At 73.1% G+C, this 13420-nt stretch carries 13 protein-coding genes; 2 read left to right on the top strand and 11 right to left on the bottom strand.

Features of this window, described 5'->3' with window-relative positions; translation table 11 throughout:
• Nucleotides 1-81 precede the first annotated feature (81 nt).
• The 4 genes from fxsA to AB0O53_RS22860 form a co-directional block, all read right to left on the bottom strand.
• Complete coding sequence (fxsA, locus tag AB0O53_RS22845) at nt 82-675, bottom strand: FxsA family membrane protein (protein ID WP_434094444.1); 594 nt, start codon at nt 673-675, stop codon at nt 82-84.
• Nucleotides 676-763: 88 nt separating this feature from the next.
• Nucleotides 764-1561, bottom strand: a complete 798-nt coding sequence (locus tag AB0O53_RS22850) for a polyprenol monophosphomannose synthase (RefSeq protein ID WP_350996943.1) — start codon at nt 1559-1561, stop codon at nt 764-766.
• A 365-nt stretch (nt 1562-1926) separates the two neighbouring features.
• On the bottom strand, nt 1927-3555 hold the full coding sequence (locus tag AB0O53_RS22855; RefSeq protein ID WP_365197872.1) for an amidohydrolase: 1629 nt from the start codon (nt 3553-3555) through the stop codon (nt 1927-1929).
• 57 nt (nt 3556-3612) lie between these two features.
• A complete protein-coding gene (locus AB0O53_RS22860; RefSeq protein WP_030663734.1) occupies nt 3613-4053 on the bottom strand; it encodes an Lrp/AsnC family transcriptional regulator in 441 nt (146 codons plus the stop codon).
• A 216-nt stretch (nt 4054-4269) separates the two neighbouring features.
• On the opposite strand from AB0O53_RS22860, the gene AB0O53_RS22865 reads away from it, so the two are divergent.
• The gene (locus AB0O53_RS22865; protein WP_350996939.1) at nt 4270-4743 is read left to right on the top strand and encodes a hypothetical protein; all 474 of its coding nucleotides are present in this window, start codon (nt 4270-4272) and stop codon (nt 4741-4743) included.
• Between the two features lie 38 nt (nt 4744-4781).
• Here AB0O53_RS22865 and AB0O53_RS22870 read toward each other — a convergent pair whose 3' ends face one another.
• Together AB0O53_RS22870 and AB0O53_RS22875 are read right to left on the bottom strand one after the other, a co-directional pair.
• Entirely contained in the window at nt 4782-5873 is a 1092-nt protein-coding gene (locus AB0O53_RS22870) for a phosphotransferase family protein (RefSeq protein WP_350996936.1), read from the bottom strand.
• Between the two features lie 57 nt (nt 5874-5930).
• Nucleotides 5931-7064, bottom strand: coding sequence for an Rv3169 family protein (locus AB0O53_RS22875; RefSeq protein WP_365197876.1), 1134 nt, complete (start codon nt 7062-7064; stop codon nt 5931-5933).
• 1721 nt (nt 7065-8785) lie between these two features.
• Here AB0O53_RS22875 and AB0O53_RS22880 point away from each other — a divergent pair.
• Nucleotides 8786-8992: a hypothetical protein gene (locus AB0O53_RS22880; RefSeq protein ID WP_350996930.1), complete on the top strand. Its 207-nt coding sequence runs from the start codon at nt 8786-8788 to the stop codon at nt 8990-8992.
• 21 nt (nt 8993-9013) lie between these two features.
• On the opposite strand, the gene AB0O53_RS22885 is transcribed toward AB0O53_RS22880, so the two are convergent.
• From AB0O53_RS22885 to AB0O53_RS22905, 5 genes are all read right to left on the bottom strand, one after another.
• A complete protein-coding gene (locus tag AB0O53_RS22885; RefSeq protein WP_350996927.1) occupies nt 9014-10186 on the bottom strand; it encodes an acyl-CoA dehydrogenase in 1173 nt (390 codons plus the stop codon).
• 147 nt (nt 10187-10333) lie between these two features.
• Nucleotides 10334-11023 carry a TetR/AcrR family transcriptional regulator gene (locus AB0O53_RS22890; protein ID WP_365197880.1) on the bottom strand — a complete coding sequence of 230 codons (690 nt, stop codon included), beginning with the start codon at nt 11021-11023 and terminating at the stop codon, nt 10334-10336.
• 79 nt (nt 11024-11102) lie between these two features.
• The gene (locus tag AB0O53_RS22895) at nt 11103-11261 is read right to left on the bottom strand and encodes an SCO1431 family membrane protein (RefSeq protein WP_350996922.1); all 159 of its coding nucleotides are present in this window, start codon (nt 11259-11261) and stop codon (nt 11103-11105) included.
• Between the two features lie 196 nt (nt 11262-11457).
• Nucleotides 11458-11889: an SPW repeat protein gene (locus AB0O53_RS22900; protein ID WP_350996920.1), complete on the bottom strand. Its 432-nt coding sequence runs from the start codon at nt 11887-11889 to the stop codon at nt 11458-11460.
• A gap of 125 nt (nt 11890-12014) precedes the next feature.
• Entirely contained in the window at nt 12015-13379 is a 1365-nt protein-coding gene (locus tag AB0O53_RS22905) for a C39 family peptidase (RefSeq protein ID WP_365197883.1), read from the bottom strand.
• Nucleotides 13380-13420: the final 41 nt, after the last annotated feature.

A 13420-nucleotide genomic window follows, 5' to 3' on the forward strand; every position in this document is an offset into this window, starting at 1 on the left:
GGACGCCGCGCCGAGCGCCGCTCCCACAGCCCGTGGCCGAGGAGGACCGCGCCGTTGCTCGGCTTGTGCGTTCTCCTGCTCCTACGGCGTCAGCGGCGGGCGGTAGGTGGTGTCCGGGCCGTCCTGCGGGCCCGGACGGTCCTCGCGGACGACCTCACCCTGGACGATCTTGCCGTCGGGGTAGTGGATACGGGCCTGCTGGAAGGCGTCGCCGAAGCTGCCGGCCGGGGCCGCGGCCATCTTCCGCTCCAGGGACCGCGTGGCCCTGCGGCCGACCCAGGCCCGGACCGGCGGGAGCAGCAGGAGCAGGCCCGCGACGTCGGAGAGCAGGCCCGGCAGCATGAGGAGCAGGCCGGCCAGCATGGTCAGGCCGTTGCCCCGGCCCGGCTGCTGCGGGGCGGGCTGCTGCCCCTGCTGCGCCTGCTGGAAGGTGTCCGTCAGGTTCTTGAAGGCCCGGCGCCCGGCGCGCTTGATGACCACCGCGCCCAGGACCAGTCCGCCGGCGATCAGCGCGGCCACGGCGAGCCCGCCGGCCGCGTCGGCGACCAGGCCGAGCAGCCAGATCTCCAGGATCAGCCAGGCGGCGATGGCCAGGGGAAGGAAGGTTCGGGCGGGCGAGCGCCGACGGGGGGCCGTCGGGGTGCCCGTTCGCAGGGATCCAGTGCCGGTCGTCATACCACCCAGTGTGCCTGGGGCCGGATAAAAGTGTCCTCAGCCGGAGGTACCGGGCGCCCCCTAGGGGTGCCCGGCAGGTCGAGCCGGATCAGGCGCCGCCGTCCCGCTTGCCGGAGTCCTTGCCGCTGTCCTTGCCGAGCAGCTTGGCGGCCTGGGCCTTCAGGCCCCACTGGGTGACCCGCCAAAGGGCCTCCACCACGATGTCCTTGCTCATCTTGCTGTCGCCGAACTCACGCTCGACGAACGTGATGGGGACCTCCACCACGCGGAAACCCTTCTGCACCGCCCTGCGGGCCAGGTCCACCTGGAAGCAGTAGCCCGCCGAGGCCACGTCCTCCAGCCCCAGGCCCTCCAGGGTCTCGCGCCGGAAGGCGCGGTAGCCGCCGGTGACGTCCCGGATCGGGACGTCCAGCATCAGCCGGGAGTACGTCGACCCGCCGCGCGAGAGGAACTCGCGGCTCTTGGGCCAGTTGACGACGCGGCCGCCCGGCACCCAGCGCGAGCCCAGGACCAGGTCGGCGCCGGCCAGTGCGGTCAGCAGGCGGGGCAGCTCCTCCGGCTGGTGGGAGCCGTCGGCGTCCATCTCCACGATCACGCCGTAGCCCTCGTCCAGGCCCCAGACGAAGCCCGCCAGGTAGGCGGCGCCCAGCCCCTCCTTGCCCTTGCGGTGCAGGACGTGCACGTGGTCGTCGCCGGCCGCGAGCTCGTCGGCGAGCTTGCCCGTGCCGTCGGGGCTGTTGTCGTCGGCGACCAAGACGTGGGCCTCGGGAACCGCCGCCCGGACGCGGCCGACGATCAGCCCGATGTTCTCCGCCTCATTGTAGGTCGGAATGATCACCAAGGCTGTACCGAGCGGCCCGTAGGTCCGCTGTCCGCCGTCGCTCACTGAGTCCCCTTTTGTGCTCTTGCACGTCCTGTACGTCTGGTCGCAGAGGATGACTTTAGAACATCGGTCGCGGCCCGCCCCGGCGGTGCGGGCGCCGGCGGCCTCCCCGGGGGCGCCGTATCGGGTGATCGGGGCCCGCGGTCCTTCGGGCCGATCAGACTCCCGCTGGCTGCGGGCCGCCGTGACCGTTGTCTACTGGACCGCCGGACCCCGACCTGGGGCCACCCGCCGCCCGGCGAAACCTTCCCTCGCCCCCGAGGCGCGGGCGCGCTGAGCAGACGGATCCGTCCGGCACGACGTCCTGTGGTGGACCCGGCCGAACCTATCCGGGTCCGACCGCCCGTACCGAACCGAGGCCGACCGGATCACCCCTGTGGGCGTACGAATACCTCCCGCCCGCCGACGACGGTGGCGAGGCACACCGGCAGTTCGGAGCCGGGGGTCAGATCGGGCAGTCCGGGGGTGCCCGACCGGGGGTCGGTGGACCAGCGGGCCACCCGGTCGTCCGGGGCCTGGACGACCAGCTCGCCCGTCCGCCAGACCGCGTAGTCGGCCGGAGCGCCGGGTACGAGGACGCCCGCGTCGTCGCGGCCCAGTGCCCGCCAGCCGCCCCGGGTGTGGGCGGTGAAGGCGGCCCGCACCGAGACCCGGTGCTCGGGCGTCCGGTGGAAGGCGGCCGCACGGACGGTGCCCCACGGGTCGAGCGGGGTCACCGGCGCGTCCGAACCGAAGGCCAGCGGCACCCCGGCCTTCAGCATGGCCGCGTACGGGTTGAGGGTGCGGGCGCGGTCGGCGCCGAGCCGGTCGGCGTACATCCCCTCCTCGCCGCCCCACGCCGCGTCGAAGGCGGGCTGCACCGAAGCGGTGAGCCCCAGCTCCGCGAAGGCGGCGATGGTGGCCGGGGTCATCATCTCCGCGTGCTCGACCCGATGCCGGGCGGCGCGGATCCGTGCCAGGCCGACCTTCTCGGCGGCCGCCCGGACGCCCTCGACCACCGCGGTGATCGCCGCGTCGCCGATGGCGTGGAAACCGGCCTGGAGGCCCGCCTCGGTGCAGGCCGCCACGTGCTCGGCGACCGCCACCGCGTCCAGGTACTCCGTCCCCGTGTGCGCGGCGTCGGCGTACGGGGCGTGCAGACAGGCGGTGTGCGAACCGAGGGCGCCGTCCACGAACAGGTCGCCGGCGGCGCCCACGGCCCCCAGCTCCCTGGCCAGGTCGAGGTCCCGGTCGGCCCAGTACCCGAACACGCGCGGCCCGGGCCGCTCGGCCGCCAGGGCCAGCAGACCCGTGAAGTCCTCGGCGGAGGAGATGTCGGGCCCGCCGCACTCGTGCAGCGAACCGATGCCGAGGGACGCGGCCCGGTCCAGCGCGGCCCGCTGCGCCTCGGCGCGCTGGGCCGGGGTGACCGCGGCGAGCGCGGCCCGCCGTACGGCGTGGTGGTCGTCGGCGGTCAGCGGCAGGTCCCCTTCGGGACGCACCCCCGGAACGAGTTCGAGCAGGGCCGTGGTGACCACGGCCGAGTGCACGTCGATGCGGCTGAGGTAGAGGGGACGGCCGCCGGCGGCCTCGTCGAGTTCCCCGCGGCGCGGCGCGCGGCGCTCGGGCCAGCGGGCGGCGTCCCAGCCGTGCCCGAGCAGCACCCGGTCGGCGGGCCGGCTCGCCGCGTACGCGCGTACGAGGTCCAGCGCGGCGGCCAGCGAGCGGGCACCGGTGAGGTCCAGCCCGGTCAGGGCCAGACCCGCGGAGGTCGTGTGGACGTGCGCGTCGGTGAAGGCGGGGGTCACGAGCGCCCCGCCGAGATCGACGACCTCGTCGACACCCTGCGCGAAGGCGTCGGCCGCGCCTTCGGAACCGACCCAGGCGACGTGGCCGCGCTCGACGACCATCGCCGTGGCGAAGGGGTCGGCGGGGCTGTGTACTTCGCCCCCGCGGAGGAGGACGGTCCTGGTCGGTGCTCCGGCGGCGTCGGCGGAGTGGGCGGTGCGGTCAGTCATGCCGACCAGTGTCCCGCGTCGCCCCGCCGCTCCCGACCGCCGGGTACCCCTACGGGGTCACACGCGGGGCGGACGCGCCTCGTAGGGGGTGGAGAGGACCACGGTCGTCCGGGTCGCGACGTGGGCGAGGGCGCGCAGCCGGCCCAGGAGGTCCTCCAGCTCCAGAGGCGTGGCGACGCGCACCTTGAGGATGTAGTTCTCGTCGCCCGCGACGCTGTGGCAGGCCTCGATCTCGGGTACGCCGGACAGCCGGTCGGCGATGTCGTCCGGGGCGCTCGGGTCGAAGGGCTTGACCGAGATGAATGCGGTCAGCGGCAGGCCGACGGCCTCCGGGTCGACCACGGCCGCGTAGCCGCGGATCACCCCGCGCTGCTCCAGTCGGCGTACCCGCTGATGGACTGCCGACGTGGACAGTCCCGTGGCCTTGCCCAGATCCGTGTAGCTCATCCGCCCGTCCCGCACGAGCAGATCCACGATCTGGCGGTCCAGCTCCTCCATTGCGCTCATAGCCGCTCAACTTACGGCCAAAGCCACTCCAGGCCCAGTGCTGTCCGCCCACTGGAGGCATCTGCGCCGGGCATGTGACCAAGGCCACAGGGGTATGCAGGTGGAGGCCGGTCTGTTGTGGTTACTCGTGACGCTCGACGGGAAGTGGTTGCTGTGGCCGAGGCCGAAGAACCTGCCCGCCCGGCCCACCCAAGGGGGAGTACATCCATGCTGAATACCCAGCGCGCCGGTCGCACCGAACCGGAGCCTCTCGAACCGCTCGACTCAGGGGACGACGGATACCCCGAGGACGGCGAATACCTCGACGAAGTCGAGGGGTTCGAGATCCACCACGCGATCTGCCCCGACTGCGGCCAGTCGATCGCCCTCGTCGCCGACGAGGAGTACCTGCCGCAGCACGCGCTCTGCCTCACCCCGTGGAACCCCTTCGGCCTCACCGTGTGCGCCGGCACCGGCCGGCCGGCCGCCGAGGCCCTCCCCACCGTCGGCATGAGCCCGTCGGCGGAGGCCGCCCCGCAGCCCGACTCCTTCACCCCGTCCGCCCTGCCCCAGGGCCTGGACTGGCGGACGCAGCCGTTCTCGCACGTCGGAGGCCCGGGATCGCGCCCGATCCGCGTCGTGCGCCCGGTCCTGCCGCAGCCGCAGGCCCAGACCCGCCAGCAGCACGCACAGGCGGCCTGACCGGCCGCCCGTCCGCAACCCCTGCACTCCCCCGGCCCCTACCAGTACGTCCCCTGCACCATGGCGGCCAGGCTGGCGTGGTGCAGGATCAGGCCGTCCGGGTCCGCCGGGACCTCGACCTCGCCGAAGTGGGCCTGCCGGTAGGCGATGCGCAGCATCACGATCGCGTGCCGCAGGGCGGCGTAGAGGGTGTGGAACTCCATGTCCCGCGGGGTGTGGCCGGTCAGTTCGGCGTAGCGGCGCTCCAGGTCCTCACGGCGCAGGAAGTCCGGCAGGCCGGGCTGGCCGAAACTCACGGTGAGGTCCTGGAAGAACCGGTGGAGGTACACGCTCCAGCCGAGGTCCACCTCGCGCGGGGCGTACGCCGCCATCTCCCAGTCCAGGACCGCCACCGGCGTGAACCCGTCGTAGACGACGTTGCCGATGCGGGCGTCGCCCCAGTTCAGGACGGCGGGCCCCTCGTCGGCCGGCCACAGCTCCTCCAGGCGGGCGAACGCCCGCTCGATCAGCGGTGAGGGCGCCAGTCCGCCCACCACCCAGGCGTAGTAGGCGCGTTGGGCGTCCACGTGCCGGCGCAGGGGGCTGCCCTCGCCCTCGGGCAGGAGGAACTCCGCCTCCTCGGCGGGGAACTGGTCGTGCAGCCGGGCCAGCAGCGAGATGCTCTCCTCCTGGAGCGCTCCGCGTTCGGCGTCCGTCGCCGCGTGCAGCCAGTTGCCCTCGTAGGTGTAGGGCATGACGTCGGGCGGGACCCGGCCCTCGGCGCGGGCCATCACGAAGAACGGCGCCCCCAGCGGGCCGGGGTCCTCTTCCAGCCACTGCACGCGCGGGACGGGCAGGTCCGTGTGCTCGGCGACCAGGCCCATCACGCGGTGCTGGCGCGGCATGTCGTATGTAGGGAAGACGGTGTAGGCGGCCGGGTCGGCGGCGAGCCGCAGCGCGCAGGCGCGCAGCGGGGTGTCCGGATGCTCTATGTCGAAGAGCAGGGTCTCGCTGGACATCCCGTTCGAGCCGGGGACGGAGACGTTGGTGACCTTCGCTCCGGGGAGCCGGCCGTCGAGCCAGGCGCCGAGGCGGCGGCCGAGCTCCTCGGGCTCGCGGGTGGAGGTGCGCGGACGTGGTGCGGTGGCCATGGGTACCCCTTCTGCTGCTCGGACCTGGACCTGCGGGGAGGTGGGGAGGTGCGGGCGCTACGGGGCGACGGAGGAGTGGTCGGCGAAGCCGCTCGGGTCGTGGCGCCCGAAGCTGCCGTGCTCGAAGATGCCGTGTCCGGTCTGCCCGTCGAGCGTGAAGCGGGCCGAGTGGTCGGTGACCCCGAAGGCGGCCATGGGGTGGGCACCGGGGCGGGAGAGGTCGTAGACGCGGCGGTCGCTCCAGCCGCGGCCCTGCCAGGTGCCGTGCTGCCAGTCGGCGGCGGGCGGGTAGCCGGCGCCGACGGCGAGCGGGGAGGAGGTGAGGATCTCCGCGCCCAGCTCCAGGGGCTTGCGGGACGGGTCGGTGAGGTGGATGACGGCGCTCTCGGGGTGCCGGCTGCCGGGGCGGTAGCGGATCTCGGTGTGCGGCCAGCCGAGCTGGACGTCCGGGCGGCCGCTGCCCTCGGGGAAGACCTGCAGGGCCTCGTTCAGGGTGCGGTGGCCGTCCGCGTCCTCCTGGGCGATGACCATGACGAAGCGGTCCGCGAAGCGGACCGGGATCCAGAGCCAGTGGAAGCCCTCGGGGCGGTGTTCCTCGGCCGCCCGGCCGCCCTCCTCGCCGGGGATCGGCCGCACGCCCCAGCTCCGGTCCCGGGTGCCGGTCCACTCCCCCGCCGTGAGCGTGAACTCCTCGCCCTTGGCGCGGATCGTGCCGGTGACGCCGCCCGCCTGGACGAAGCGGCGGCCCTCCAGCATCAGCCGGTCACCGCGCCGCTGGATGTGGTGCGGTTCCCAGACCGCGGGGAACTCGGCGGTCCAGGTGATGTCGTACGAGAGCCCGTGCGGGTCGTCGGCATCGGGAGCGCAGCGCAGCGTCAGCTGCTTGAGCGGCACGTCGACACCGATGGACAGGGGTCCCACCGAGAGGTTCATCCGGTCGTCGGTGAGGGCGTCGGAGGCCCGGACCGCCAGGAGTTCGTCGCCGACGCGGAGAGTGGCGTAGGCGTCGATGACCCCGGCGTTGGGGTAGACGCCGAGGCCGAGGATCAGGACGGCGCGGCCGGCGTGGTCGAAGACGTGGAAGATGCACCGGTCGTAGGCGTTGCGGTCGCCGCTCACGAGGTGCTTCATCGACAGCGGGGCCTGGTGGATGGGGTACTCGTCGAGGGCGACGGGCCGGTCGGCGGGCATGGCGGACCTCCGGGGCGGGCACGGGTGACGTCGGAAAGCGGCGCGGATGACGGGATATGACGGTACGTCAGAAACGCACTCGGGGACCAGACTTCTGGCACGCTCTGACAGCAGGGCACGAAGTGGCGGGCGGGGGCGCGGGGCGGGGGCTTCGGCGGGGCGGGGGTTGGGAGCGCGGGGCGCGGTGGGGGCGGGGCTTGGGCGGGGCGGGGACGGATGGTGCGGGTCGGCACGGAAGGCGGGGTTTCGGCGGGGCGGGGGCCGGAAGGCGCGGGGCAGTACGGAAGGGCGGCGTTCCGGCGGGGCGGGGTCCGGAAGGTGCGGCGGTGGCTTCGGGTGGGCAGGACCCACTCGGGCGGGGGTCAGTGACGTTCTGGGGGTTTTTCCGTCTGTCCGATGGTTTTCCGGGTCGTGCCGGTCCCTCAAGGGCGCTCCTGCGTCGCGTCGCGTTGCGATGGCCTTCGGCCACCCTTGACCGCCCGTCCCGCCCCGGAACTACGAAGGACCGGCGGAAAACCCCAAAAGAACGAGCCGGGACCTTCGTTTCAGGGACGGCCACATCAGCGATGCGCGGGCGGGAGCCCGGAGCGCCTCAAATCGCTACGCGCTCCTGCCCGACGGCGTCCGCCAGCCTCTTGGGCTGGGCATAAGCCGCCATCGATCGCTACGCGCTCCTCGATCACGCGACTGCGAGCCCCTGTGGCTGGGCATAGGCCGCCCCAGATCGCTACGCGCTTCACCCTGCCCGCGTCCGGCGGTCGTTCGGGGCTGGGAAGGGCGGATTCGAGGGAGGGGAGGGGCGATCCATCGGCTCAGCCGATGCCAACCCCCGACAACGCCAGGGTGACATCCCAACCGCCCACCCAAAGGAGGGCAATTAGGGCAAACCGAGGGTCTTCTGAGGCTTGCACTCGCGCAGACATGGATGGGGTTCGCCTCAGCCGTCATCCGGCGCTTTTCCTCCCCCGATCCGCTCGCAGACGCCGTCCATGAGCAGGTCATCGGGCCTCTGCGGCTTATGAACAACCCCGGCCGGTCTGCGGGCGCGTGATCGAGGAGCGCGTAGCGATCGAAGGCGGTTTATGTCCAGCCCACGAGGCCTGCGGACGCGGTCAGGGCGAAGCGCGTAGCGATCGATGGCGGCCTATGCCCAGCCCACGAGGCCTGCAGACGCCGCCGGGCAGGAGCGCGTAGCGATTTGGGGCGCTCCTGGCGTTGCTCGCGCTGGACACCGCCCCGATGGTCTCTCGTCGCCCGGCTCGTTCTTTTGGGGTTTTCCGCCGGTCCTTGCAGTTCCGGGGCGGGACGGGCGGTCAAGGGTGGCCGCAGGCCATCGCAACGCGACGCGACGCAGGAGCGCCCTTGAGGGACCGGCACGACCCGGAAAACCATCGGACAGACGGAAAAACCCCCAGAACGCCACTGACCCCCGCCCGAGTGGGTCCTGCCCACCCGAAGCCACCGCCGCACCTTCCGGACCCCGCCCCGCCGGAACGCCGCCCTTCCGTACTGCCCCGCGCCTTCCGGCCCCCGCCCCGCCGAAGCCCCGCCCCCGAAGCTGCCCCCGCCCCGCCGAAGCCCCCCGCCCCCCGCCCCCCGCCCGGCGGCGGGGAAGGCTCGAACGGATGGGCGCACGTCGGGGGCGATTACCCGTGGCTTCGGTCCGGCGTTGGCCGTGCATGAGCACGCTTCAGTCTTCCACGGGCCGAAGGCGCCGTCCGATGTCGTCGGGTTTCGAAGAATCGGTTCCGCGCCCGCTTCCGCGTGAGCCGCTGCGCGAGCAGCAGGCGCCCGATCCGCCGATCTACCGCGACCTGCTGGCCCGGTGGGCCGATGCCGGCCGCACCCTGCCCGGCCGGCGGGACCCGGAGTGGTCCCGGCTCACGTCGTCCCCGGTCTGGCCCTCGACCAGCAGCGGGCTGTACTGACCCGTTCGGCGGAGGAGCGCGTCAGCGCGTCTCGGGTCCCGCCAGGTGGCGGGCGATGACCATGCGCTGGATCTGGTTGGTGCCCTCCACGATCTGGAGCACCTTCGCCTCGCGCATGAGCCGCTCGACGGGGAAGTCCGCGGTGTAGCCGTAGCCGCCGAGGACCTGGACCGCGTCCGTGGTGACGGCCATCGCCGCGTCCGTGCAGAACAGCTTGGCCATGGCGGCCTGCCGGGAGAACGGCTTGCCGGCGTCCCGCAGCCGCGCCGCCGCGAGGTAGAGCGCCCGGCCCGCCTCGATCTTGGTGGCCATGTCGGCCAGCATGAACCGCAGCCCCTGGAAGTCCGCGATGGGGTGACCGAACTGCTTGCGGTCCAGCGCGTAGACGAGCGCCTCGTCCAGTGCCGCCTGGGCGACGCCGATGGCGCAGGCGGCGATGCCCAGCCGTCCCGCGTCGAGCGCGGCCAGGGCGATGGAGAAGCCCTGCCCCTCCTCGCCGATGCGGCGCGAATCCGGTACGCGTACCCCGTCGAAGTGCAGCTGGGCGGTGGGCGAGCCCTTCATGCCCATCTTCTTCTCGGGCACGGCCGCGGTCAGGCCGGCCGCGTCCCCGGGGACCAGGAAGGCCGTGATGCCCTTGGGGCCCTCGACGCCGGTGCGGGCGAGGACGGTGTAGAAGTCGGCGACCCCGCCGTGGGTGATCCAGGCCTTGGTGCCGGTGATGACCCAGTCGTCGCCGTCGCGGACCGCCTTGGTGGTGAGCGAGGCCGCGTCGGAGCCGGCGGCCGGCTCGGAGAGGCAGTAGGCGCCCAGGAGGCCGCCCCCGAGCATCGCGGGCAGGTGCGCGGCCTGCTGCTCCTTGGTGCCGTAGCCGCCGAGGCCGTGGCAGGCCAGGGAGTGCACGCTGACGCCGAGGCCGACGGTCAGGCGGGCCGCTGCGAGCTCTTCCAGGACCTGGAGGTAGACCTCGTACGGCTGCTCGCCGCCGCCGTACTCGCCGGGGTACGGGAGGCCGAGCAGTCCGGCCTCGGAGAGCAGCGTGAAGACCTCTCGGGGGAAGCGTCCGGAGTCCTCCTCCTCGGCGGCCCGGGGACGGATCTCGCGCTGGGCGATCTCGCGAACGAGGGCGAGGAGGTCGCGGGACTCCTCGGTGGGCAGCTGTCGGTCCACCGGCTGCGGGGCGCGGTCGGTCATGGCGGCGCTCTCCTCCATCTCGGGCACGGCGGCGACGCGCGAGGTGTGGGACGCGCCGCCGGGTCTCGGGCTCTGTGCAGCCGGTGCCGGCCCTCCCGGGTTGCGGAAGAGCCTGTTCAGCGGCTGCGGCGGGTTGAGTATGCCCGATCAGGGGCTTCCCGTCACCGGTGCAAGATCATCAGCAGTGCGGAACGGCTCTTCGCCGGGGGGAGGTGCCGGACACTCCGGGGCGAACTCCTCGATCACCGCCAATGTCGCGTGCAGCTGGCGTACCAGCAGGGCTCCGAGCCGGGCGCGTCCGGGCCGGTCCGGGGCGCTCGGCCCGCCGATCCATTCCAGAGTGGTCCCTTCGACCGCGGAGAGCCAGCCCACGAGGGCGAGGCGGGCGATGGGCGGGAGGGAGCGGTGTCCGTAGGCGCCTTCGGCGATGGTGGCGACCAGCTCCTCGCGGACGGCGTCGCGGATGGCGAGCACCTCGGCGTCGCAGCCGACGCCTCCGGTGACGATGGTCCGGTAGGCGGCGCGGTGGTGCTCGGCGTAGTGGAGGTAGCCGTCGACGGTGCGGCGGACCCGTTCCGCGTTCGGGAGGTCGGTGCCGCCGGCGGCGCGGGCGACGAGGTCGGCCACGGAGTCCTCGACGATGGCGAGGTAGTAGCCGCGCTTGCTCGTGAAGTAGTAGTAGATCAGGCCCTTGGCGACGCCCGCGTGCTGGGCGATGTCGTCCATGCAGAGTGCGTCGTAGGAGGTGTCGGCGAACAACTTGCGCCCGATGGCTATGAGTTCGGCCCTGCGCACCTGTGAACGACGGGTCGTTCCACGCTGTTGACTGTTGTTCAATTCCGGCCCCAGCCTCGAACCGCCACAGGACGGCCGAAGTATGGCAGTCAGGGGTACGGGGGCTCGCGCCGGGGAGGGGTCAGAACCAGCCGACCTGGGTGACGAACATGGCCACGACGACCACGAGGGTCCAGCCGAGGACGTGCTCCAGCCAGTTGGAGTCCTCCTTGGGGCCCCCGGTGCCGGTGCGGGCGAGGTTCCGGGCGGATGCGGTCGGGGCGGCGGTGTCTGCGGTCATGGTGTCCAATGTGCCAGCGTTCGCGGCTTTCGCGGTAGAGACGAGGGTCACTGGTGGCGCACGTCACGCGAGCGGGCCCCGGCCGCTCCGGCTGGTGCGCGGTGCGGTCGGGGCCCGGCGGCCGGTTCGTCCGGCGTCGGTTCACGGGGTCACTGGTTTACGGGTTCGCGGGTTTGCGGGTTCGGGGGTTTGCGGTTCAGACCCTGGTGTCGCGGCTGCGGCCGGCCATGGCCGCCATCGCGAGGCCGAGGCAGAGGGCGACGGCTCCGGTGATCACGTTGCTGACCACCGCACGCGTCGCGTCCATCTCACCGGCGATGGCCCACGGGGCGATGATCGTCCAGGCACCCAGGACGACCGCCGTCCACGCCATCGCGTGGGTGCGCTCGTAGGCGGATCCCAGGCCGCCCATGCACAGGCAGTACGCGAGGCCGACGATCAGGTTGTTGATCGCCAGCGGCAGCAGGATGCCGAATCCCGCTATCCACGGCGAGGCGGCCAGGTACAGGCCCGTTATCAGGGCCAGTGCCTCGACGGCCTGCGCGCGGGGAGTGGTGGTCACCCGCTCGAACCGAGTGCGCATCTCGGCGAGGTCGGGGTGGTGCTCGATGCTGGGATGGGTGGTCATGGCGGGCCGCCTCCTACTGAGAAGCCTTTATGTGCCATTTACCCCATTATGTTCCGCTTACCCGGCCCGCCTGGTCAACGGGCAATTTCCGCGATCGCCCCGCTCGCTCGCGGCAGGCCCCGCCGTCAGAGCACGCCCACCGTCCGCAGGGCCCGGATCTGTGCCATGGACGGCAGGGCGGGGGCGTAGAGGTAGCAGACCCCGCCGCTTCCGGAGGCGGTCTTGCCGGCTGTGGTGGTGCGCTTGGTGCGCAGCCAGATGTTCTCCCACTCGCCGCGCCGGTAGACCCGGCGTACGGAGGGGTTGTCGTGGGCGTGGGGGTCGTTGACGACCACGTCCCCGGCGGCGGTGAAGCCGACGACGGTCATCAGGTGGCCGGCCGTGCCGTAGCCGGCGCCCGTGAGTTCGTCCGCCCGGAAGGACGTGGAGGTGATCACGGGGATGCCGGCCCTCACCACGGTCTCCAGGTCGGTCAGGGAGGCGAGCCGGGTGACGGCACCGGCGAGGCCGCTGTAGGTGGCGGCGTACGCCGCGTTGAAGGACCAGTTCCCGCAGCCCTTGTAGGCGGCGTCATAGGTGGAGCGGGCGGCGTGGCAGACCTGGGGGTCCGAGTACGCCGGGTCCACCCAGGCCAGGGCGGCGGGCTCGGCCTTGCGGCCGTAGTACTCGATGACCATCTGGGACGAGGTGGGGCTGCACCAGGCCTCGCCGCCGTTGTCGTACTCGGGGTAGCGCCCGATGTGGGTCTGCTGCGAGTAGCGCGGGACCTTCAGCTCGTGGGCGGTGCCGGACGGGCGGGAGGCGGGGACGGTGAACCGGTCGGGGACGTCGGAGACCATGGCGCCGGCCAGCCACACGGTCGGGCCCTCGGTGGCGCCCGGCCGGCGGTGGAGGGTCAGGCGCAGCCGCCAGCCGGCGATACGCAGGCCCGCGGCCGCGGCGGGTGCGTCGACGGCCAGGGTGTCGGTCCAGACGGTGGACCGGCCGTCGGTCTGGCCGTCCACCGAGGTGCGGCGGATGTCGGTGTCGCCGGAGGCCCACCGGCCCATCACGTACCAGGGGCCGGTGGTGTCGTCGGTGTAGGTGGGGCGCAGCTCGACCTGGATCCAGGTGCCGGCCGGGGTGCGGGCGTTCCAGGAGGCGACGGCCTCGGTGGCGGGGACCGTGGAGCGGTGCAGCGGGGAGGTCCAGGTGGCGTACTCCCAGGTGGCCTTGCGCCCGGTGTGCGGGTCGGCGTACTCGGTGCGGCCGTCGGCCGTGCGGATCTGCAGGCCGGGGCGGGCCCCGGCGACGGCTCCGGTTCCCCGGTGGGTGCCGGCGCGCCAGTGGCCGTAGGAGAACCAGAAGCGGTTGTCGACGCTGCGCCCCTGGGCGCGCGGGGCGGGGGCGGCGGCTGCCGGGGAGCCGCCGCCGGGGACGGCGGCGGCGGCCGCGGTGGCGACCGCGAGTGCGGCGACGAGTACGGCCCTGCGTGGCGTGGGTGCGGTCATCGCGTGGTCCCCCGGGGTGGGTCGGTGCTTCGGTGGTGTCA

This window comes from Streptomyces erythrochromogenes (genome assembly GCF_040684695.1).
Classification (GTDB): domain Bacteria; phylum Actinomycetota; class Actinomycetes; order Streptomycetales; family Streptomycetaceae; genus Streptomyces; species Streptomyces erythrochromogenes_C.

Bases quoted from the DNA above. Each gene is read 5' to 3' on its own strand.
- fxsA (WP_434094444.1), bottom strand. From the start codon at position 675: ATGACGACCGGCACTGGATCCCTGCGAACGGGCACCCCGACGGCCCCC.
- AB0O53_RS22855 (WP_365197872.1), bottom strand. From the start codon at position 3,555: ATGACTGACCGCACCGCCCACTCCGCCGACGCCGCCGGAGCACCGACC.
- AB0O53_RS22860 (WP_030663734.1), bottom strand. From the start codon at position 4,053: ATGGAGGAGCTGGACCGCCAGATCGTGGATCTGCTCGTGCGGGACGGG.
- AB0O53_RS22865 (WP_350996939.1), top strand. From the start codon at position 4,270: ATGCTGAATACCCAGCGCGCCGGTCGCACCGAACCGGAGCCTCTCGAA.
- AB0O53_RS22870 (WP_350996936.1), bottom strand. From the start codon at position 5,873: ATGGCCACCGCACCACGTCCGCGCACCTCCACCCGCGAGCCCGAGGAG.
- AB0O53_RS22875 (WP_365197876.1), bottom strand. From the start codon at position 7,064: ATGCCCGCCGACCGGCCCGTCGCCCTCGACGAGTACCCCATCCACCAG.
- AB0O53_RS22880 (WP_350996930.1), top strand. From the start codon at position 8,786: ATGTCGTCGGGTTTCGAAGAATCGGTTCCGCGCCCGCTTCCGCGTGAG.
- AB0O53_RS22885 (WP_350996927.1), bottom strand. From the start codon at position 10,186: ATGACCGACCGCGCCCCGCAGCCGGTGGACCGACAGCTGCCCACCGAG.
- AB0O53_RS22895 (WP_350996922.1), bottom strand. From the start codon at position 11,261: ATGACCGCAGACACCGCCGCCCCGACCGCATCCGCCCGGAACCTCGCC.
- AB0O53_RS22900 (WP_350996920.1), bottom strand. From the start codon at position 11,889: ATGACCACCCATCCCAGCATCGAGCACCACCCCGACCTCGCCGAGATG.
- AB0O53_RS22905 (WP_365197883.1), bottom strand. From the start codon at position 13,379: ATGACCGCACCCACGCCACGCAGGGCCGTACTCGTCGCCGCACTCGCG.